This is a genomic window from Tunturibacter gelidoferens (genome assembly GCF_040358255.1).
Classification (GTDB): Bacteria; Acidobacteriota; Terriglobia; order Terriglobales; family Acidobacteriaceae; genus Edaphobacter; species Edaphobacter gelidiferens.
On the sequence record NZ_CP132938.1, the window covers coordinates 5,184,235 to 5,204,319 of the forward strand.

Consider the following 20,085-nt stretch of genomic DNA (forward strand, 5'->3'; position numbering starts at 1 on the left):
TCGCGCGACGCAGTGGAGAGACCCCTGTATTTCGCCTTTGTTTGTCGTGGCAGTCATAGCAGCAAAAAGAAACGCAACGCTTTTGCGGTTGCCTGTCCTTTTGCTTGTCATTCCGCACCCTGAGCTTCGTCGAACGGGGGAGGAATCTGCGGTTGTCTCTTTTCTTCTGCGTGCAGAGCCATCCTCTCAAGCGAACCCTGCTAGCGTAGTACCAAATGGCCCACGCCCACACCATAGCGAGCGTCCGTTACACCTTCGACTCCCTCGCCGATCTCCTCGCCAAAGCCACCCCCGCCCGCTCGGGCGACGAACTCGCAGGCATCGCCGCCACCAGCGCCCAACAACGCGTAGCCGCGCAGCGCACCCTCGCCGATCTCCCCCTCACCCACCTTCTCAACGAACCCATCGTCCCCTACGAGACCGACGAGGTCACCCGCCTCATCCTCGACACCAGCCGCACTCCCGCCGCCATCGCCGCCTTCGCTCCCATCTCCAGCCTCACCGTAGGCGAGCTGCGCGACCATCTCCTCTCGGACGACGCCACTCCCGCCAGCCTCGCCGCTCTCGCGCCCGGCCTCACTCCGGAGATGGTCGCCGCCGTCTCCAAACTCATGCGCCTCCAGGACCTCATCCTCGCAGCCCGCAAAATAAATGTCGTTACCAAATTTCGCACCACCGTAGGCCTTCCCGGCCGCCTCTCCACACGCCTCCAACCCAACCACCCGACAGACGATCCCGCAGGCATCGCCGCCTCCATCCTTGACGGCCTTCTCCTCGGCTCCGGCGACGCCGTCATCGGCATCAACCCCGTCTCCGACAGCGTTGCCACCCTCACCAACCTGCTCCACCTCGTCGATCACATCCGCCGCCGCTACGACATCCCCACCCAATCCTGCGTCCTCGCCCACCTCACCACCCAGATGCAGGCCATGCAGCAAGGCGCTCCGCTCGACCTCCTCTTCCAATCCATCGGAGGGACCGAAGCCACTAACAAGAGCTTCGGCATCAACCTCGCCCTCCTCGAAGAAGCCCACCAACAAGCCCGCAGCCTCAACCGCGCACCAGAGAACCCCACCCCCAACATCATGTACTTCGAAACCGGCCAGGGCAGCAGCCTAAGCGCCAACGCCCATCATGGTGCCGGAGGTCAGGGTGGCGCCCGCGGCCAGGGTATCGACCAGCAAACCCTCGAAGCCCGCGCCTACGCCGTAGCCCGCCACTTCAACCCAATGCTCGTCAACACCGTCGTCGGTTTCATCGGCCCCGAGTATCTCTACGACGGCAAGCAGATCCTCCGCGCCAGCCTCGAAGACCACTTCTGCGGCAAACTCCTCGGCCTCCCCATGGGCTGCGACATCTGCTACACCAACCACGCCGAAGCCGACCAGGACGACATGGACGTCCTCCTCACCATGCTCGGCGCCGCAGGCGTCAACTACATCATGGGCGTCCCCGGAGCCGACGACATCATGCTCCACTACCAGAGCACATCCTTCCACGACGCCCTCTACCTCCGCCGCCTCCTCAACCTCCGCCCAGCCCCCGAGTTCGAATCCTGGCTCAACACCACCGCCCCCCACCGCCTTCACCTGCCGGCCATGCTCCCCTAGACGCACTACCCGCTTGTCGCCACGCGAAGCTATGGCAACTCAGACGGAACGCGCTCCCAAACTAGACTCCGTTTGTGAACTTCTCCCATCTCATGAATCCCTTTTGCGACCAATATCAGCCGGCTACCATCCAGGGAAAAGTTCCGGACACCCTCCGTGCCCCGCTCGGCTGGATATAGTGATTGTTTGATGTGGTGGGTCACTGTGGAGTTTGACTGGTCTACAGTCCAGGTACCGCAATACGCATAGTAACCGTCAACCAGATTAGCCTTTTCAGACGGCGCCGCCGCCAGCAACCCCTCGCGAGAGCTACTGCTAGACAAAGTTGGTTTTGGGTCCGAAACAATCTGCACGCTCATCCAACCGCTGCGGTCGTAGATCAACACTCCTTCCGGATGTCGGCCGTAGAACGGATAGATGACTTCGCCGTTCGGGCGAACCGTCTCAACGCTGACGAGCCGCCATGTGCCAACTAATTTGTCCGTTACGGTGGTGACGCCTTGCTCCTCTGTGGCCGGATGGGTCGATCGGGCGTAACCCGTTAGACTAGCGGCCACCGCGAAACAGCAACCGATTGAGGCAAGAAACGATCGCATAAGTTCCTCCGTTGAAGAGTACTGCGGAACCACAACATCTGCATTTTGATGTTGCGGTTGCCTGTTCTTTTGTTCGTCATTCCGCAGCGCAGCGAAGGAATCTGCTGTTGTTCTTTCCTTTGCGTGCACATGCCTCGACCGCCCTGCGCAGAGCCATCCTCTCAAGCGAACCAAGGGCCAGCCTCAAGTCAGAAGCGTCTCAAACACGGCCCATTCAACACTTCTTCCCACCCTTGTGCGTCTCCAACCCCAGATCCTCAGCAACATTCGGATCGTACTGCTCCAACTCAGCCAGCAGTCCCTCATCGCTCAAGTCCAACTTCTTCGAGTTCTCCCAGTCATACCGGACGGTCTTGAGTAAACGATCAAGGATGTGATCATCCCTCACCTCGATCGCCAGCTCCCGCCGGCTATCAAAGCTCCCCGGAGCAAGATTGATCGACCCAATGATCGCCCGCGCATCATCGGCCAGCAGCAGCTTCGCATGCAGCTTGATGTGCTTCAGCTTGTGAATCTTCACGCCGATATCTTCGAGCACCCTCAGCCCGCTCACACCCTCAATCAGCTTGTCTTTCTTCAGCTTATGCGGAGGCCGCGCCATAATATGGACCTTCACCCCCCGCTGATTCGCCCTTACCAGGTGTTCAATGATCGTCGGGTCCTGGTACCGCTCATTCTGCAGCCACAGCGACTCCTTCGCCTCATCGATCAGCTGCCCCAGCCGCTGCCTCCCATTGCCGATACACCAGATCAGATGCGAGTGATCCCCCGCCTTGAAGTCCTCCCGCTTCCAGTCCGCGTCGAAGCACTCCATCACCTCTTCGACCTCGTGCTTATGCGTCGTCACAATCGCATAGTCCCGCGTCTCGGTAAGATTCTTCGTCTCCCAGTTCAGCGACTCGACAAACGCCATCCTGTCATCGATCACCATCGACTTCTCATGCGTCAGGTCAAAGCAAGGATTGCTGTCCAACACCTCGATCCCCGCGTCCGTCAACGCAATCCGCGACTCGCCGTTCTCCTTCTCCCCATCCCGCCGCTCCGGGTTCAGCATCACCCGCACCTTCACCCCGCGCTGATGCGCCTCCATCACCGCCTGCAGCAAAGTCGGATCCGAAAATACAAACATCTTTACCCGGATCGAATCCTTCGCACCATGAATGGCGTCCAAAATCGGCTGAGCGGAGTCGTCAGGCAAAACAATCACAGAGCGCGACATAATCTCTTCCTTCAACCACTGATCTCAAGAACCGGCGTTGATATCTTCTACAGCCTTTCCCGGCTCAACACAACTCCAGCTCCTCTACGCCATCACCTTATCCAACCCCGCGTCGAACTGCGTACGATGCAGCGCCGCATAGATTCCATTCACCGCCATCAGCTCCTCATGCGTCCCATTCTCCGCCACAACCCCGCCGTTGATCACAATAATCTGATTCGCATCCCGGATCGTGCTCAATCGATGGGCAATCGCAATCACTGTCCGCCCCTTCATCAGCTTTTCCAGCGCATCGATCACCAGCTTCTCCGACTCGCTATCGAGCGCCGCTGTGGGCTCATCCAGCAGCAGAATCGGGCTGTTCCGAACCATCACCCGCGCAATCCCAATCCTCTGCCTCTGCCCACCCGACAGCGTCGATCCCCGCTCCCCCACCATCGTCTCGTACCCCAGCGGCATCTTCATAATGAACTCATCCGCATTCGCCAGCTTCGCCGCCGCAACCACCTCATCCTTCGTAGCCGACGGCCGTCCAAACGCAATATTCTCCAGAATCGTCCCGCGAAACAGCACCGTATCCTGCAGCACATATCCAATCTTGCATCGCAGCGACTTCAGCTTATAGTCCCGCACATCTTCGCCGTCGATCTTCACCGTTCCCGACTGCACATCGTAGAACCGCGGAATCAAACTCACCACCGTAGACTTCCCGCTCCCCGTCGGCCCCACGATTCCCACAAACTGACCCGCCCCAATCTTGAAGCTCACATCCGTCAAAATCGGAGACGCCGCATCATACCCAAACGCCGCATGTTCAAACTCGATCGCCCCCGCGACCGTACCCGGCGCAAACCCATCCGCCTTCTCCGGAATCACCGTATCCGTCTCCAGAATCTCGCGAACCCGCTCCGCCCCCACCGCCGCCTGCGCCACAGCATTCGTCGTCGTCGCCAGATCCTTCACCGGCTTGAAGAACTTCGCCAGGTAAGCCAGATACACCGTCAGCTCTCCCACTGTCATCGTCTTCGCCAGAATCAGTGCCGCCCCACGCCACAACACCACCGCCGTGCACAGCGCCACCGTAATCGTCACCACCGGCGACAACAGCGCCTTCACGCTCCTCGCCTTCAACGCCGCGCTCACCGTCGCCTCGCTCACCAGCTGCAACTGCGCCTGCTCCGTCTCCTCCTGCCCAAACGCCTTCACCGCCTGGATCGACTCCAGCCCCTGCTGCACCACCGCAACAATCTCGCTCTGCTCCTTGCGAACCTCATGCGTCGCCTTCTTCACCGCCTTCTTGAAACGCGAAACAAACAGCAGCAGAAACGGCGTCACTCCAACTGCAATCAGCGTGAAGTCCCAGTTCAACCAGAACATCAACCCCAGCATGCAGACGATCGTCAGCAGATCCACCAGAATATTCAAAGTCGAAGACGAAGCGAACCCCTGGATCGTCTGGATATCTGCAGTAATCGTGCTCAGAATCGTTCCCGTCGCATGCGTGTTGTAGTACCCCAGCGAAAGCCGCTGCAGATGCTCATACATCTTCATGCGCAGGTCATGCGCCACCCACTGCCCCACGCTCTCCGTGTAATAGTTGTCAATATAAGAAGCGATTGCGCCAAGCAGCGAGATCAACACAAACGCCAACGCCGCCAGCTCCGCTATATGCATCCTTGATTCATGTTCCAGCAACAGCCCAACCAGCCGATGCAGCCATGGAACCATCTTGTGGTCGCCAACCACATTATCCAGAATGATCTTCAACGGCCACGGCGTCGCCAGGCTCATCACCGTCTCGACCAGCATGGCGACAAAAATCCCCACCAGCGTGCCGCGATAAGGCCGAATTAGACTTCCAATAAACCGCAACATAGAGAGAGCCCTGGTAAAACATGACACCCCGTGCAGAATCGCAGGTCCAACTGATAGATTCGGTCTTCAAGTAGAAATTAACACCATCTCACCAACAAGCTCCGTTTCACGCAACTAGCTCCTACAGGACTCCAGCTCATTCCGTACACTGGCTATCATCGTCTCCCGAACGTCCCAGACCGACATGCCTGAACACGAGATAAAGATAGACCATTCTCAATCCGCCACCCCAGCGAGTACAACGACTCCCTCGCTACGCAACTACACGCCAGCTCGAGTCTCCCTCCGCCGCACCGGCGTAAGTCTCACCACCACAGAGATCCTCGACTTCCAACTCGCCCACGCCCAGGCCCGCGACGCCGTCCACGCCGCACTCGACACCGAACATCTCATCCGCCGCCTACGCACCGAGATCCCCTCCCTGCCCACCCCAATCCTGGCCGTTGCCAGCGCCGCCCCAGACCGCGCCTCCTACCTCCGCCGTCCCGACCTCGGCCGAACCCTCGCTCCCGCCTCCGCCGCTCTCCTCCATCCATCCCCGTGCGACATAGTGATCGTCATCGCCGACGGCCTCTCCGCCACAGCAATAGAGCACCACGCCATCCCCCTGCTCGCCGCGCTCCTTCCCACGCTTCCGCATACTCTCGGCCCAATTTGCATCGCCACCCAGGCCCGCGTCGCCATCGCCGACCAAATCGGCTCTCTCCTCCACGCCCGCCTCTCAGTGATCCTAATCGGCGAGCGCCCCGGCCTCAGCTCCCCCGACTCCCTCGGCGCCTACATCACCTGGAACCCAGCCCCAGGCCGCACCGACGCCGACCGCAACTGCATCTCGAACATCCGCACCGCCGGCCTCGACTACATCACCGCCGCCGCCCGCATCGCCTTCTACTGCACCGAAGCCCAGCGACTCCAACTCACCGGCACCGCCCTGAAAGAGATCACCCATCCCCAACTGAAATCCTAAAGAGCATCAGTGTAGCCCTCTCATCCCGACCAGCGGGAAGGATCACGACAAGGTATACACGTCACGAAGTGACCGCCTCCGGCGCAGGGAGCCCGTCCGCCAGGACAGCCCTCTCCAAACAGGACTCAGAACAGGAACCGCAACGACATCTGTATCTGTCGCGGACTCCCAATCGTGTGCGTCACCGTACCAAGCCCACTTGGACAGTTGTAAAAGCTCCCGGTACTTGGGCTGCTGGTGTTGCAGCCGGTAGGTAGAACCGGCGTTCCAGCCGCCGGGAATCCGTTGTAGTTTACGTTCTGCGCCACTTCGTTGCCTGGCACATCGAAGCTGCTCGTATTCGTGAGGTTATAGACATCAAACGTATAAGTGAGACTGTACCGTTCCGTGAACTTCGTCGCCTTCATCAGCGAGGCATCCGCGCGCTTCTGGAAAGCCTGACGGAAGATATTACGCTGACCAGTGGTGAAGTCGGTCTCATAAGGATCTGAGGTCGGAACCGCGCCGCTCAGTCCCCCTGCCTGCAGCACCGGAATCGTAAAGCAGGACGCCTTCAACGCATTCAGATTCGGGTCGCCGTTTGGATTGAACGCCCCGGAGTGTCCCGTCTTCGCGTTCTTCGCCGTGCAACCAGCCGCCAGAGGAACGATCGGATTCGTAATTCCGTTGCTGACCCCGTAATAGATGCTACCCACGGCTCCGCTGAAGTCGATCACGCTATAGGGCTGACCACTCTGCAGAATCGTCAGGCCCACCAGCGACCAGCCGTTCGTAAAGTAGCTCTCAATAGAGTGGCTATGAACAAAGTCGGGCAGCCGGAAGACATAGTTAAAGTTGATCACATGCGTTCGGTCAAAGTCGGCCGAAGCATATCCGTCCCGTAGATTGAGAGGGTTGTTGCCGTTGTAAAACAACCCCAGGCCGCTCTGCTCATCAAGCGCGTGGGAGTACGTGTAAGAGGCAGCCACCTGTATCCCATGACTCATGCGCTTTTCGACATGTGCCGTCAGCGCATTGTAAGCATCCACGCCCGCCGCCCGGTACGAGATCGACTCTGCAGCATACCCAACATACGGAACCCGATGATCGATGTTGCCGCCCTCATAGTCGAAATCATATCCACTGCCGTCAGGCAAAGTGGCTCCGCCGACGTTATAGCCATAGGAATACTTCTCACCATGGATCGTGGCACTGGGTGATGCGATGCCGGGCTGGTTGAAGGGAACCGGAATCACCTGATGCCGACCCAGATTACCGACGTAGCCCAGTGTTACCGCGAGGTCGTTGCGTGGCTGCCACTGAATATCGAGGGTGTAGTTAAAGGTGTAAGGGAGCTTGTTCGCGCGATCGTAGACGCCGAGCGAAATCGGCTGCCCGCCATTGCTGATGCTCGCGATATTCGGCAGGTAGTTGCTCAGGTCGGATGACTGCGGATTCGTCGGCGGAGCATTCTGAACGTTCGTATAAGGGTTCGCCAGATTGCCCGTGGCGGCCGTCGGCGCTGTAACTGGTGGCGAGAAGCCGCCGCCTCCGCCGCACGTCGGAATGTAGTAGCTGTAAAGGCTCTGGACCGGGCAACTCTGCGCCGTCACAAACGGAAGCTGCTGATTGACTCCGAAAGGCCCGCCCGTGACCGTACCAATCGCATACCCAGGCGAGAAGTAGCTGAAGAGTTCGCCGCGGTCGTAGTACATCCCGAAGCCCGAACGCACCACCACCTTCCCCCCGAACTTCTCAGGCTGCCACGCCGCGCCCAACCGCGGACCAACTCCCCACTGGCGGCCCGTCAATGTCGTCGGACTCACGCCGGTGGTCCCGTTCTTGTTATTGCTGGCGATAATGAAGCCCGGGTTCACAATCGTGTCCGACGCCGCGTTGTAGTTGTAAAGCGTGGGGTCGAAGTTGAAGATGCGTCCATTCTTCTCCGTCAATCCGCCATCCCAGTCATACCGCAGCCCTGCGGTGATCGATAGCGTGGGCGTAAATTGAAATTTGTCCTGCACATAGCTCCCCACTTGATTCGCCCGATAGTAACGGCTTGCATCGCCCTGCAGGAACGAGCTGACATAGAAAGACGTCGAAGAACTGCCCGGCGTTACATATCCCTGCGCATAGGCGCTCAAATCGTCTGTTGCGACAGTCCCTGTCCCCGTACGCTTGTCGATCGTGTTCAGCTGCGTATAGCTATAGCTGGTTCCAAAGGTGACCGTGTGCTTGCCCAGCGTCCAGATAGCATTGCCCGACGGCTGCCAGCGATTCTGGAAGGCCCCCGTGTTAGGAGCCTGCCCCTCCGCATTCGGGCCAATGTTCAGAATGCCGGAGCTGACCAGACCATACTGGCTTTGAGCGCTGCCAAGTACATTCACAATCGACACGCCGGGAAAATAGTTCGACCCAAACTCATTGATCGAAACCGTCCCCTGCGACCCTCCAGGAATCGCGTTCGGTCCGAAGGGCTGCTCGTTATCGACCCAGGTCTTCTCTCGAAGAAACCCTAAACTCTCCGTCGTACTCAGGTTTGACCTCACCAGATAAGTGTTGATGATCGAAAAAACCTGCGCGCCTGAGTCGAGGTGTTCGGTAAATCCCGGAACACTTGAGTAGGCGTAGGGAGCAAGGGTGGGATCGTGCTGATAGAAATACTTCAGCGACAGGGTGTCTTTGCTGCTGATGTTGTAGTCAAGATTCGCCACAGCCATATCGGCCTTGAAACGTCCCGTGCCGGGAAGAAAAGCATTGTAGGGGTGGGAAGCAGACATGCTCGAAGATCCTGTGTCGTTCGGTACAAGCCACTTGCCCGGCTCACCGGGCAGTGAGGGCGAGTTGAATAAAGCCAGCGCAGTCCGATCAATGTTGGCGGCGGTAAGCGTGGTACCAAAAGGACCGTTGATCATGTTTGCGAAACCAGCAGCATCACGATTGTTATCGGAGAGACCAACCGGCACATTGATGAAGTTGTCGCCGATCTCCTGATCCGATACCTGCAGGTGCTGATACGACACGAAGCCAAACAACTTGTTCTTGATAATCGGACCACCAAAGGTGCCCCCGGCAACATAGCGATGCAACTCAGGATTCTGATCCTTGGGATCATTGGCGAGCAGCGGATTATTCTTGAAGAAAAATGGCGCTGCATTAATCCAGTTCGTCCCGCGACGCCCATACGCCGTGCCGTGATACGCGTTCGTCCCGGAAGCAGTATTCAAGTCGATGTGCGCCCCGGAAGTAGAGCCCTGCTGCGCGTCATACATCGAGGCGTTCACCCGGACCTCTTGAATCGTCTCCGGTGCGGGCGTAGGAATCGCGTTGCCGATCGAAAGGTACACGGACGCGACAGTCTGTATCACCCCCGCACCCCCCTGTGTCGTCGAAGCGCCAGTACTATTGACGACGCGCTGCGAGCCGACCTGGCTGGTACTCTTCCCGTTGAAAAGATTGCTCGCGTCCACGCCGTTGATCGAGAAGCTATTGCTCGTGTCGCGTTGACCATTCGCCCAGATCGGCAGATTCCCCAACCCGGACTGAGCTCCCGTACCGCCCGACAGCTCCGCGTTCACTCCCGGCGACAGAATCGCCAGCCCTGTAAAACTCCCCGTAGGCTGCGGTATCGACTCGATCTGCGCCTTATCCAGAACGTAACCGTTCGTCGTATCCACCGCATTCATCAACGGCGCCGCGTCCACGCTTACCACGGTGTTCACCGCGCCTACACTCAAACTTGCATTCACCGTTCCCGTCCGGTCGCTCTGCACAGGAATCGCGTTCATCTTCTGCGTCTGAAATCCCTCTTTCGAAAACGAAAGCGTATACGTCCCAATCGGCAGATTGGCAAAGTCATAAAACCCATTGCTCCCCGCCGTCTGCGTCCGCGTCAAACCCGTCTGATCTCCCACCACGGTCACCACCGTGCCCGACAGAATCCCCCCCTGACTATCGGTCACCACACCCGTCAGACCACCGAGCGTCTGCTGCCCAAACACCGGACAAACCAGAAGCAGCAACGCCATCTGGCAAACAAGGACGAGAAACGAAAAACGCATACGTTTAGTCATAATCTGGCTCCTGAAGTAGTGCAGCGTGAACGGAAACAAGTCTCTTTTTGTCTGAAGATAACCAATCCGGAAGACACAAATGCAGCGATGCAACACGGCGGACCCGCGGTGACGACGCCCAGGCAACTGTGAACTTAAACTTCGCGACAGGTGAAATTCAGTTTGCTATGTGAACTTGGAATGAAAATCAGCATATCTGAAGTTGTCAAAATTGCGAAGAAAAATCTCGTCGCGCCTTCCACCCATCCCGCGCGATCTGAGTCCCTCAAGCCGTAAAACATCTCGCACTTACGCCGAAACATCCCGCCACAAAGAAAGAAGCCGCCTGCGACATCATCGCAAGCGGCTCACTCACACCTCGTTCATCTCAGCTCCAACCTACTTCGTCGCACCCTTCTCCAGCCCGCGATACTTCAGCATCGGCTCCACCTTCGGCGCACTCCCCAGCCACGCCTCATACATCTTCGCCAGATCCTCCGTGTTCCCACGCGACAGCACCATCTTCCGGAACCGGTCTCCATTCGCCCGCGTCAATCCGCCATGATCCTGAAACCACTGGAACGCATCATCATCCAGCATCTCGCTCCAAAGATACGCGTAGTACCCCGCCGCATATCCCCCGCCCCAGATGTGCGAGAAGTAGCTCGACCTGTACCGCGGCGGCACATAGCTCAGCGCAAAACCCTTCTTCGCCAGCGCAGCTTTCTCGAACGCATCCGGCTCCTGCAACCCATCACCCACCGGCAGCGAGTGCCACTGCATATCCAGCTCCGCCGCCGCCAGCAACTCCGTCAGCAGATACCCCTGGTTGAAGTCCGCCGCCTTCTTGATCTTCGTTGCCAGATCCTCAGGCATCGCCGCGCCCGTCTTGTAGTGCTTCGCATAGTGCGCGAACACCGCCGGATACGTCGCCCAATGCTCATTGAACTGCGACGGAAACTCCACAAAGTCCCGCGCCACCGACGTCCCCGACAGGCTCGGATACTCACTATCCGCCAGCATCCCATGCAGCGCGTGCCCAAACTCATGGAACATCGTCACCACATCGCTGAAGCTGACCAGCGCCGGCTCCCCCGCCGCAGGCTTCGGCAGATTCGCAACGTTGTACACCACCGGCAGCGTGCCCATCAGCTTCGACTGATCGACGAAGTTCGACATCCACGCGCCGCCGTTCTTGTTATCCCGCTTGTAGTAGTCGCAGTAAAACAGCGCCAGCGGCTTGCTATCCCCGTCGAACACCTCAAACACGCGCACATCCGGATTCCACACCGGAATATCCTTCCGCTCCTTGAAACTCAACCCATACAGCTGTCCCGCCGCATAAAACACACCATTCTCAAGCACGTTATTCAACTCGAAGTAAGGCCGCACCTGCGCCTCATCGATGTCGTACTTCGCCTTCCTCACCTGCTCCGAGTAAAACTCCCAATCCCACGCCTCAACCGAAAACCCACCCTTCTGCGTATCGTTGTTTTGAGAGTCGATCACCCCCTGAATATCCCTCGCCTCATCGGCCGCATTCGCCGTCGACGGAGCCACCAGCGCATCCATAAACTTCAATGCGTTCTCCGGCGTCTTCGCCATCTGGTCTTCAAGCTTCCATCCGGCATAGCTGTCATGCCCCAGCAGTTTGCCCTTCTCTGCCCTCAGCTGCGCCAGGCGCGCAATCGTCGATCGCGTATCGTTCGCATCTCCACGCTCGGTCCGCGTCCACGAAGCATCAAACACCGCCTGCCGCGTCGCCCTCACACTCAACGACGAGAGATAGGGCTGCTGCGTCGTATTCTGCAACGGCAACACATACCCCTCCTTCTTCCGCTCCTTCGCCGCCGCCTCCGCCCCGCTCAAATCCGCCGCCGTCAACCCCGCCAGCGCAGCTTGATCCGTCGTCGCATAAGCCGCATCTTTGGTCGCCGCCAGCACCTTGCTTCGGAAGCCGTTCGACAGCGTCGACTCCTCTTCATTCAGCTTCCTCAGCTTGTCCTTATCCGCATCCGACAGGTTCGCTCCCGCATGAACAAAGTCTCTATGCCTCACCTCCACCAGCCGCAGCCCCTCCGGGCTCAGCTTCAGCGACTCCCTCTGCTCATACACCGCAGCCACACGATGAAACAACTTCGTGTTCAGATAAATCGCGTCCCTGTGCGCCGCCAGCTTCGGAGCCAGCTCCTTCTGTACCCTCTCCAACTCAGGATTCGTGTTCGCTCCCGTCACTCCACTGAACGCCGCCATCGCCCGCTGAAACAGCGAGCCTGTCTTCTCCATCGCCACAACCGTATTCTCAAACGTAGGCGCAGCGGAGTTATCTGCAATCGCGCCGATCTCCTTCAACTCCTCCGCCATCCCAGCCTCAATGGCCGGCTCATAGTCGCCATCCTTGATCTTGTCGAACGGCGGAGCCTCAAACGGCAGCGTACTCTTCGCATAAAAAGGATTCCCCGGCCCAAACGCCACCTGCTTGTCGTTCACTACCGCACCCTGCGAACTACTCACAATCACCCCCGCAAACGCTCCCAACACCACCACTAAACTCGCACGCCGCAAGAAAACCGGCGCAATCCCTGACAACCATGTCTGTCGCAATGGGCATCTCCCAATCCCAAATTGTAGAAGATTTTCCGAAGGGCCGCGGGTTTCCTGTTGTACTTGCACTTGCGGTTGCGGTTACATGCCCTTTTGTTGTCATTCCGACGCGAAGCGGAGGAAGCTGCGGTTGAAGCTGCACCTGCACTCGGTTGCGTTGCGACTCCGCTTGCACTTGCACTTGCATGCCCTTTTACTGTCATTCCGCAGCAACATTGTCTCTGCGACATGCCGCTAACATCGCTCAAATTGTCATCGTCATGCATCAGGTGAGTGGCTCCTAGCCCTGAAGCGGGCTAGCCTTGCTGGTCTATCCCATCGGCGGTACTCTTGCGGAATGCAACCCCTCCGGTATTCCATCAACGTCACATTGGACGGGTGCTGCGATCATCGAGCAATTATCCCGGATGAAGACTTGCATCGCCACGCGGTCGAGAACCTCAACCAGGCCGATGCCCTCCTCTTAGGCCGGGTGACTTACGAGATGATGGAGGCAGCGTGGCGGCAGCCGGCGCGGGCCGGGACGAGGCCTGATTGGATGGAACCCTTCGCCCGGACGATCGACGCGGCAAAGAAGTACGTCGTGTCGAGCACCTTGGACCGGGTCGATTGGAACGCGGAGCTCGTGCGCGGAGATCTGGAGAAGGCCGTTCAGCAGCTCAAGCGAGAGCCGGGTAAGGGACTGTTCGTGGGAGGCGTAAAGCTCCCGCTGGCCTTGGCGGAGTTGGGATTGATCGATGAGTACGAGTTCGTGGTGCAGCCCAGGCTGGCGGGCCACGGGCCGACGTTGTTCTCCGGGCTATCGAAGCATGTCGACTTGAGGCTCGTGAGCCGGCAGGAGTTCGGCTCGGGGGCGGTGGCGATGCGGTATGAGCCCAAAAGATAGCCATTAGGCTTGTTAGCGATCCAGTGGAAATAATCCGACCCGCCGCATCCGCAGTAACACTGTCTCTGCGACAAGCAACTAATTCCCCACTCGCCAGGGCGAAGTAGTCTTCCACCCCCTCAACTCCTTCGTAGCCCACGCCGTCGACTTATCCCTATGGCACGAAGTACAAGGATTAGGAATCCCCGACAACTCCGTCTCCTTCGGCGTAATAAACCGGAACGTATGCGCACTCACAAAGTTGTCCTTGATCGTCTGCTCGATCTTCGGCATATGGCACGCCACACACTCACTCCCCTTGCTCCCCGCCGCATGATGCGTATGCTCACTGACCGTCCCCTTCAGCCCGGCAGGATTGTCCTTCGTATGACACGTCAGACAAACCGCATTCCCCTTCGCGACCAGGTCCGACTCGTTCTCGCTACTGTGAACCTGATGGCAGTCAAAGCATCTGATCTGCCGGTGATACATATTGCTCTGCACAAAATCATTCCCCTGCATCCTGTTCTTGTGCGCCGTCAGGTCCGCATACTGAAAAAAGTTCGTCACTCCCGGCTTCAACTCTTCCAGCGTCCAGAACTCCGCCAACCGCTCCCCCGGCACAAAACCCACTGGCCAGTCGAAGTACTTCCCTTCGATCGGATTCCCCATCGGCCGTCCCTGGCTGTGGCACTGAATACAGGTATCGTTCCCCCGCACATAATCAAGCGTTCCCGGGTTCACAATGTTCTGTTTCGTCGGATGCGCTACATGCAGACTCCCCGGCCCATGGCACTTCTCGCAGCCCACATTCCACTCCGTCACCTGCTTCGTCTCCACGTTGTAGTTCACCGAGTGGCACCCATCGCACGTCGGCCCCGTAGGACGATCGAAGTTACTCGGCCCGTAGAACGGAAGCCACCAGTCAGTCCCCGTCTCCGCGTGATACGGCAGCCATCTCCCCTTCTTCACATCCCACTGCGCCGGCTCCGGATAGTAGTCGTCCCCACGCTTGGTAAAAAACCTCTGCTTCCACCGGCTCCCATACACAAACGCCACATCATCAAGCCCAAACGTCACCAGCGGATTCGGATGCGTAAAGTCCGCCAGCACCGCCTCGGGATGCGCCTTTGGATCACGCACCACATTCGCCATCCGCGTCTGCTTCCACCCCCTGTACGCCGCAGCATGACACGTCTTGCAACTCTCCGAGCCCACAAACTCCGCCTTCACCGTAGCCGCCCTCGCCCAGCCTGCAAGCAAACCCGTAAACACAAGCACGAAAAAAACCCGCCACCCGCCGGCCATCATCCTCTCCCCCCATCCATCCCCCTGCCCCATCATGGTCTCCGACTATAAGCGAACGCCGTCACAAAATTGTCAGCGCGTCCGGAGCGTTGTTAAGCGAGTCCAGAGCGTCGTCAGCCCATCCAGAGCGTTGTCAGCCCATCCAGGCGCCAACCCCTCCGCTCCCAGCCGAGCCTTCGACCGCCGCTTGCTCATCCTCCCTCCAAACGCAAAGCCCCGTCATCTCGACCGAAGCTGTTCACAGCCTCACGTGAACAGCGCAGTGGAGAGACCTCCGTATTTGCATTTGCACCTTGCCTGTGCCTCTAGGTACCCCAAGGCTTCAGCCTTGGGCCTCTCAAGACAAAAAGAAAAGGGGGCTTTAGCCCTTGGGGTATGCCCTCCTCTCCGACCTGTTCTAATGAGCCGTCAGATCCGCATACTGAAAAGGGAATTGTTAGCGCATCCAGAGAGCCTCCCCCCAGCAGCACCACCCCAAATCACCACAATCTGCCACTAAACCGCCACCGAACCACCACAACTCACCACCAGCTCCCCACACCTCGAACCACCCCGCTGCCTTACAATCCCACCATGGCCCCTCCGCCCCAGCCCGCCGAGCAGGATCCCCGCGTCTACTTCGCCGCCGAGCGGACCTTCCTCGCCTGGATCCGGACCGGCCTCGGCCTCATGGGAATCGGCTTCGCCGTCAGCCGCTTTGGCCTCTTCCTCCGTCAGATCACCGCCGCCCAGTCCCATCTGCCTCCCCGCACCACGGGATTATCTCTCTGGTCCGGAGTCTTCCTGGTGGCCCTCGGTGTCATCGTCAACCTCAGCTCCGTCTACCGCCACTTCCAGCTGGTCCACGAACTAAGCTCCGGCACCTGGCGTCCCGGCCGCGTCTCTCGCGACGCCGTCCTTCTCGGCCTTATCCTGGCTGCCGTGGGAATAGCCATGGCCATCTACTTGGTTCTCGTCCGTTAGACACCAAAAAAAATCAGGGGGACTTGACAAAACAACCACACAGAAGGCGACCACTCAAGCCAGGAACTTTCCCAATCCAAAGAGCATCGCGCAAGTCTCCTGCTTTCAATATTTTGCACGCAAGCCCTTTAGATGGAATATTTTACAGCCACACACCTCCTCCGAATACAACGAAGTAAAAGACTTACGTCCAAAATACCCTGAGAGGGGGGAGGGGGAGGGTAAAAACATCATGCCCATAGCCAAACTCACCATCGAACTAGAAATCCCCCACGCCCAGTCCCTCAAAGACCGCCGCCAGGTCCTCCGCTCCATGAAAGATAAACTCCGCCACAGCTTCAACTTAGCCATAGCCGAGCTCGACGACGGCATGGTGTGGAACCGCGCCACCTTAGGTATCGCCGCCATCTCCTCCTCCACCAGCTACCTCACCGGCCAGCTCCACCAGATCGACCACGCCGTCCACCGCATCGCCGCCAATCTAAGCGCCGAAATCACCGACTCCTACGCCGAAATCCTGCCTGAATAACCCAGAAGTCGCCGCAATCCACAAGAAATCCGCCAGAATCGCTCCCTCACGCTAGGTGGAACGGCCCAACTTTGATATCCTCAACCGTTCTACCTAGTCAAAACCATATGCCCGAGCAGCGCGCCAGAACCTACCACCGCAACCGTGTCGCCAACACCTTCTCCGAGGAGATTGGAGCCATGCTGGAAGGCGAGCTCTCCGATCCCCGCATCGCACCCAGCTACGTCACCGAGGTCGTCCTCGCCCCCGGCGGCAAATCCGCCCGCATCTTTGTAGCCGTTCACGGCAACGAGGAGGAGGAAGCCTCTACCCTCGAAGGCCTCACCACCGCCCGCGCTTACATCCGCTCCCAGCTCCGCGACCGCATGGGCGTACGTCACGTCCCCGAGCTCACCTTCGCCATCGACCGCTCCGAGAAGATGACCGGACGCATGGACGAGCTTCTTGCCCGCACCCGAAAGCGCGAGCAGAGGCGCACCCCAGCCGAACCGACCCCAGGGGCCCCCACCAAACCATGACTCCCCAAGCCCAGCTCCTCGAGGCGAAGCCTCACGCAGCGCAGATTGACGATCTACTGGCGGCCTTTCGGTCCTATCCCCGCTTCCTCCTGGCCTCGCACACTCGCCCCGACGGGGACGCCATCGGCTCGGTCCTCGCCCTCGCCGAAGTACTCGACCAACTCGGCTGCCAGGCCGACATCGTCTTCGCCGACCCCATCCCTTCCTCCTACAACACCCTTCCAAACATCAGTCGGATCCACCACGTCCCGTCTGCGAACGACGTAGACCCCACCGGCACCACCCCCGCCATCCTCCTCGAGTGCGACGGCATCGTCCGCACCGGCCTCCTCGGCCTGGAGGGCCGCACCCTTATCAACATCGACCACCATGCCAGCGGCCGTCACTTCGCCTCGGTCAACTGGATCGACGAACACGCCTGCGCCGTCGCCGCCATGGTCTACCACATCGCCGGCGCCGCAAACGTCGAGATCACGCCTTCCATGGCCACCTGCCTCTACGCCGGCATTCTCTCCGACACCGGCACCTTCACCTACTCCAGCACCACCGCCGACACCTTCGCGATGGTTCACCATCTCGCAGCCTGTGGCGCCAATCCCAGCCGGATAGCCCGCGACATCTACCTCTCCAATCCGGCCAGCAAGATCCGCCTGCTAGGCATCGCCCTCTCCAACCTCCAGTGCGACGACGATCTAGCCTGGACCTGGGTTACCAGCGAAGATATGGACCGCATCGGTGCCAACGCCGAGGACTGTGAGGGGGTCGTCAACTACCTCATCAGCATCGCCGGTGTCGAATCTGCCGTCTTCCTTCGCGAGGTCGCCAACGCCGACCAGTTTCGCCTCAGCATACGAAGCAAAGGCGAGACTGACGTCGCCCGGATCGCCGAACGCTTCGGCGGCGGCGGCCATCGCAACGCCAGCGGATGCACCCTCGATGGCCCCCTCCCGGTGGCCCTCGAGCGAATCCTCACCCAGCTGCGGACAGGACTCTGATAGCCTTGTCTCGCTTCTCTTAGGAAAATGAACGATATCCAACATCCCGCCGTCTCCGGCGCAAGGAATGGCAGCGCAATCGTGAAGCGGCTGCAGCACTATCTGAAGCTGCCCTCTATCACCACGATCCGCGAGTTTGTCATCCTCTTCGTGGTCACTGTTTTCCTTCTGCTCTATGGTCTTGTCCCAGTCTTCGGCGGCGACCAGCTTGGATTGGTAGGTGCGGACGAGCCACGATATGCCCAGATCGCCCGCGAGATGCTCACCGCGCACTCCATGGCCTGCCACGATGTCGACGCTAAGATGGTCCCGCGCAGCCTCCGCCCGGAAGACATTCGCAACTCCTTTCACTGCATCGCAGGCGGCACCGTCACCCCCATCCTCTACGGCAAGCCCTGGCTGGAAAAGCCCGCCCTCTACTACTGGCGCGCCATGAGCTTCTTCAAAGAGTTCGGAGTCTCCGACTGGACCGCCCGCCTCCCGTCCTCCTCTGCGACTCTGGCCCTCGTCGTCCTCGTCTTCCTCCACATGCGGCGCTTCCGCCCCGGTGGTCACCTCGACGCTGCCCTCATCACCGCATCCTGCATCGCCATCGTCAGCTTCGCCCGCGGTGCCTCTACCGACATGCAGCTCGCGGCCCCTTTCTGCATCGGGATGCTGGGCTGGTATGCCTGGTACGAGACAGGCAAAAAATTCTGGCTCTTCGACCTCTACTTCTTCGGTGCAGCCGCCACGCTGGCGAAAGGTCCTGTAGCTCCTTTCCTCGCACTTGCTATCATCCTTCTCTTCGTTGGCCTCCGGCGCGAGTGGTCGGTTCTTCGCCGCACCATCTGGATTCCCGGTGTTGTCCTTTATCTCGTCATGGTGTTGCCCTGGTACATCGCGGTTCAAAAGCGCAACCCAACCTTCTACCGCCTCTTCTTTCTTGAACACAATCTCGAGCGCTTCGCCACCAACCGCTACCAGCACCATCAGCCCTTCTGGTACTACCTCGCCGTCCTCCTCATCGGCCTGATGCCGTGGACCGTCATGGCCATCCGCGCCCTGGTCGACTCCATCGAAGTCTCAATCGCCGAGTGGAAGGTCCGCCACAATCCACAGCGTTACCTCGGCCACACCCGCGCCGGCGACGCCTTCCCCGAGTTCCTGGTCTTATGGGCACTCTTCCCCATCGTCTTCTTCTCGTTCTCCGGCTCCAAACTCCCCGGCTATATTCTCCCCTCTATTCCTCCATTGACCATCCTCACGGCCGACTATCTCAACCGTAGTCGCCGCCAAGGTCTGCCCCAATGGCTTGTCTGGGCTCACGCCGCCACCTGTGGTCTCCTCGTCTTCGTCCTCGCCCTCGCCCCCCAGCACATGAAGTACGAGACCCTCGTACCCTCCACGCAATGGCTGCTGATCGCCGGCGCCACCGCACTAGCCTTTGGAGCCATCGTCTTCCTCACCATCCGTCGCTGGGGCATCCCGCAGGTCTGCAATGTAACCCTGCTTCCCGTTCTCGCAACCCTCGTTTTTCTCCTCGGCTTCTACGGCAAAGAGCTCGACATGAACTACTCTGCCCGGCCGCTCGCCCGCGAGATCCAGCAACAGGCGCCCGACGTAAAACTGGTCGCCACCGATATCAAGCGCGACATGGACTACGGCCTCGCCTTCTACCGCAACGAGCCCATGATCCACTACAGCACCGACGGCGTCCCCAGCGAGGAACACATCCTAGTCATCCGCGCCAGCGACGCCGCCGACCTCGACCGCTGGCTAGCCGGACGTGTCTACAAGCCCTTATTCCTCTACGAATCGCAAGGCATCGAGGTCTACCGTGTCTACGCTCGTCCCTAGACCTTGGTCCCGACCAAAGGGAGGACCAAAGCACTTGGCGCAGGCAAGACCGGTACACAAGTCACGAAGTGACCGCCTCCCGCGCAGGGAGCCCGTCCGGCAGGACATTGGGGTGCCCCACCTAACACTCACCCATCCCTCCAAAATTCCTATAAGCTCGACGAAA

14 protein-coding genes are annotated in these 20,085 nt (G+C 59.2%); 8 read left to right on the forward strand and 6 right to left on the reverse strand.

The features are described 5' to 3' along the window. Positions 1–215: 215 nt before the first annotated feature. Entirely contained in the window at positions 216–1,610 is a 1,395-nt protein-coding gene (locus RBB81_RS22225) for an ethanolamine ammonia-lyase subunit EutB (RefSeq protein WP_353072193.1), read from the forward strand. 29 nt (positions 1,611–1,639) lie between these two features. On the opposite strand, the gene RBB81_RS22230 is transcribed toward RBB81_RS22225, so the two are convergent. From RBB81_RS22230 to RBB81_RS22240, 3 genes are all read right to left on the reverse strand, one after another. Beyond that, positions 1,640–2,206: a lipocalin-like domain-containing protein gene (locus RBB81_RS22230; protein ID WP_353072194.1), complete on the reverse strand. Its 567-nt coding sequence runs from the start codon at positions 2,204–2,206 to the stop codon at positions 1,640–1,642. Between the two features lie 214 nt (positions 2,207–2,420). After that, positions 2,421–3,425 (reverse strand): phospholipase D-like domain-containing protein, encoded by a 1,005-nt coding sequence (locus tag RBB81_RS22235; RefSeq protein WP_353072195.1) that lies wholly within the window; start codon positions 3,423–3,425, stop codon positions 2,421–2,423. An 84-nt stretch (positions 3,426–3,509) separates the two neighbouring features. Further along, positions 3,510–5,300 (reverse strand): ABC transporter ATP-binding protein, encoded by a 1,791-nt coding sequence (locus tag RBB81_RS22240; protein ID WP_353072196.1) that lies wholly within the window; start codon positions 5,298–5,300, stop codon positions 3,510–3,512. A 184-nt stretch (positions 5,301–5,484) separates the two neighbouring features. Here RBB81_RS22240 and eutC point away from each other — a divergent pair, with 184 nt between their 5' ends. After that, entirely contained in the window at positions 5,485–6,267 is a 783-nt protein-coding gene (eutC, locus tag RBB81_RS22245; protein WP_179585264.1) for an ethanolamine ammonia-lyase subunit EutC, read from the forward strand. A 125-nt stretch (positions 6,268–6,392) separates the two neighbouring features. On the opposite strand, the gene RBB81_RS22250 is transcribed toward eutC, so the two are convergent. Beyond that, positions 6,393–10,319, reverse strand: coding sequence for a TonB-dependent receptor (locus tag RBB81_RS22250; protein WP_353072197.1), 3,927 nt, complete (start codon positions 10,317–10,319; stop codon positions 6,393–6,395). A 378-nt stretch (positions 10,320–10,697) separates the two neighbouring features. Then, the gene (locus RBB81_RS22255; RefSeq protein WP_353072198.1) at positions 10,698–12,902 is read right to left on the reverse strand and encodes a M3 family metallopeptidase; all 2,205 of its coding nucleotides are present in this window, start codon (positions 12,900–12,902) and stop codon (positions 10,698–10,700) included. Positions 12,903–13,239: 337 nt separating this feature from the next. Between RBB81_RS22255 and RBB81_RS22260 the strand changes: the two genes are divergently transcribed. Then, the gene (locus RBB81_RS22260; RefSeq protein WP_353072199.1) at positions 13,240–13,788 is read left to right on the forward strand and encodes a dihydrofolate reductase family protein; all 549 of its coding nucleotides are present in this window, start codon (positions 13,240–13,242) and stop codon (positions 13,786–13,788) included. Positions 13,789–13,866: 78 nt separating this feature from the next. On the opposite strand, the gene RBB81_RS22265 is transcribed toward RBB81_RS22260, so the two are convergent. Then, positions 13,867–15,111 carry a cytochrome c3 family protein gene (locus RBB81_RS22265; RefSeq protein WP_353072200.1) on the reverse strand — a complete coding sequence of 415 codons (1,245 nt, stop codon included), beginning with the start codon at positions 15,109–15,111 and terminating at the stop codon, positions 13,867–13,869. Positions 15,112–15,648: 537 nt separating this feature from the next. Here RBB81_RS22265 and RBB81_RS22270 point away from each other — a divergent pair. The 5 genes from RBB81_RS22270 to RBB81_RS22290 all read left to right on the forward strand — a co-directional run bounded on the left by RBB81_RS22270 (position 15,649) and on the right by RBB81_RS22290 (position 19,919). After that, positions 15,649–16,038, forward strand: coding sequence for a YidH family protein (locus tag RBB81_RS22270; protein WP_183792710.1), 390 nt, complete (start codon positions 15,649–15,651; stop codon positions 16,036–16,038). 232 nt (positions 16,039–16,270) lie between these two features. After that, positions 16,271–16,567, forward strand: coding sequence for a DUF503 domain-containing protein (locus RBB81_RS22275; protein WP_179585272.1), 297 nt, complete (start codon positions 16,271–16,273; stop codon positions 16,565–16,567). A 107-nt stretch (positions 16,568–16,674) separates the two neighbouring features. Continuing rightward, complete coding sequence (gene rbfA, locus RBB81_RS22280) at positions 16,675–17,085, forward strand: 30S ribosome-binding factor RbfA (protein ID WP_353072201.1); 411 nt, start codon at positions 16,675–16,677, stop codon at positions 17,083–17,085. Beyond that, a complete protein-coding gene (locus RBB81_RS22285; RefSeq protein WP_353072202.1) occupies positions 17,082–18,080 on the forward strand; it encodes a DHH family phosphoesterase in 999 nt (332 codons plus the stop codon). Before rbfA ends, RBB81_RS22285 begins: the two co-directional genes overlap by 4 nt. 27 nt (positions 18,081–18,107) lie before the next feature. Then, positions 18,108–19,919, forward strand: a complete 1,812-nt coding sequence (locus tag RBB81_RS22290; protein ID WP_353072203.1) for an ArnT family glycosyltransferase — start codon at positions 18,108–18,110, stop codon at positions 19,917–19,919. Positions 19,920–20,085: the final 166 nt, after the last annotated feature.

Coding starts and splice junctions, on each gene's coding strand:
- RBB81_RS22225 (WP_353072193.1), top strand. CDS start 216: ATGGCCCACGCCCACACCATAGCGAGCGTCCGTTACACCTTCGACTCC.
- RBB81_RS22230 (WP_353072194.1), bottom strand. CDS start 2,206: ATGCGATCGTTTCTTGCCTCAATCGGTTGCTGTTTCGCGGTGGCCGCT.
- RBB81_RS22235 (WP_353072195.1), bottom strand. CDS start 3,425: ATGTCGCGCTCTGTGATTGTTTTGCCTGACGACTCCGCTCAGCCGATT.
- RBB81_RS22240 (WP_353072196.1), bottom strand. CDS start 5,300: ATGTTGCGGTTTATTGGAAGTCTAATTCGGCCTTATCGCGGCACGCTG.
- eutC (WP_179585264.1), top strand. CDS start 5,485: ATGCCTGAACACGAGATAAAGATAGACCATTCTCAATCCGCCACCCCA.
- RBB81_RS22250 (WP_353072197.1), bottom strand. CDS start 10,319: ATGACTAAACGTATGCGTTTTTCGTTTCTCGTCCTTGTTTGCCAGATG.
- RBB81_RS22260 (WP_353072199.1), top strand. CDS start 13,240: ATGCAACCCCTCCGGTATTCCATCAACGTCACATTGGACGGGTGCTGC.
- RBB81_RS22265 (WP_353072200.1), bottom strand. CDS start 15,111: ATGATGGGGCAGGGGGATGGATGGGGGGAGAGGATGATGGCCGGCGGG.
- RBB81_RS22270 (WP_183792710.1), top strand. CDS start 15,649: ATGGCCCCTCCGCCCCAGCCCGCCGAGCAGGATCCCCGCGTCTACTTC.
- RBB81_RS22275 (WP_179585272.1), top strand. CDS start 16,271: ATGCCCATAGCCAAACTCACCATCGAACTAGAAATCCCCCACGCCCAG.
- rbfA (WP_353072201.1), top strand. CDS start 16,675: ATGCCCGAGCAGCGCGCCAGAACCTACCACCGCAACCGTGTCGCCAAC.
- RBB81_RS22285 (WP_353072202.1), top strand. CDS start 17,082: ATGACTCCCCAAGCCCAGCTCCTCGAGGCGAAGCCTCACGCAGCGCAG.
- RBB81_RS22290 (WP_353072203.1), top strand. CDS start 18,108: ATGAACGATATCCAACATCCCGCCGTCTCCGGCGCAAGGAATGGCAGC.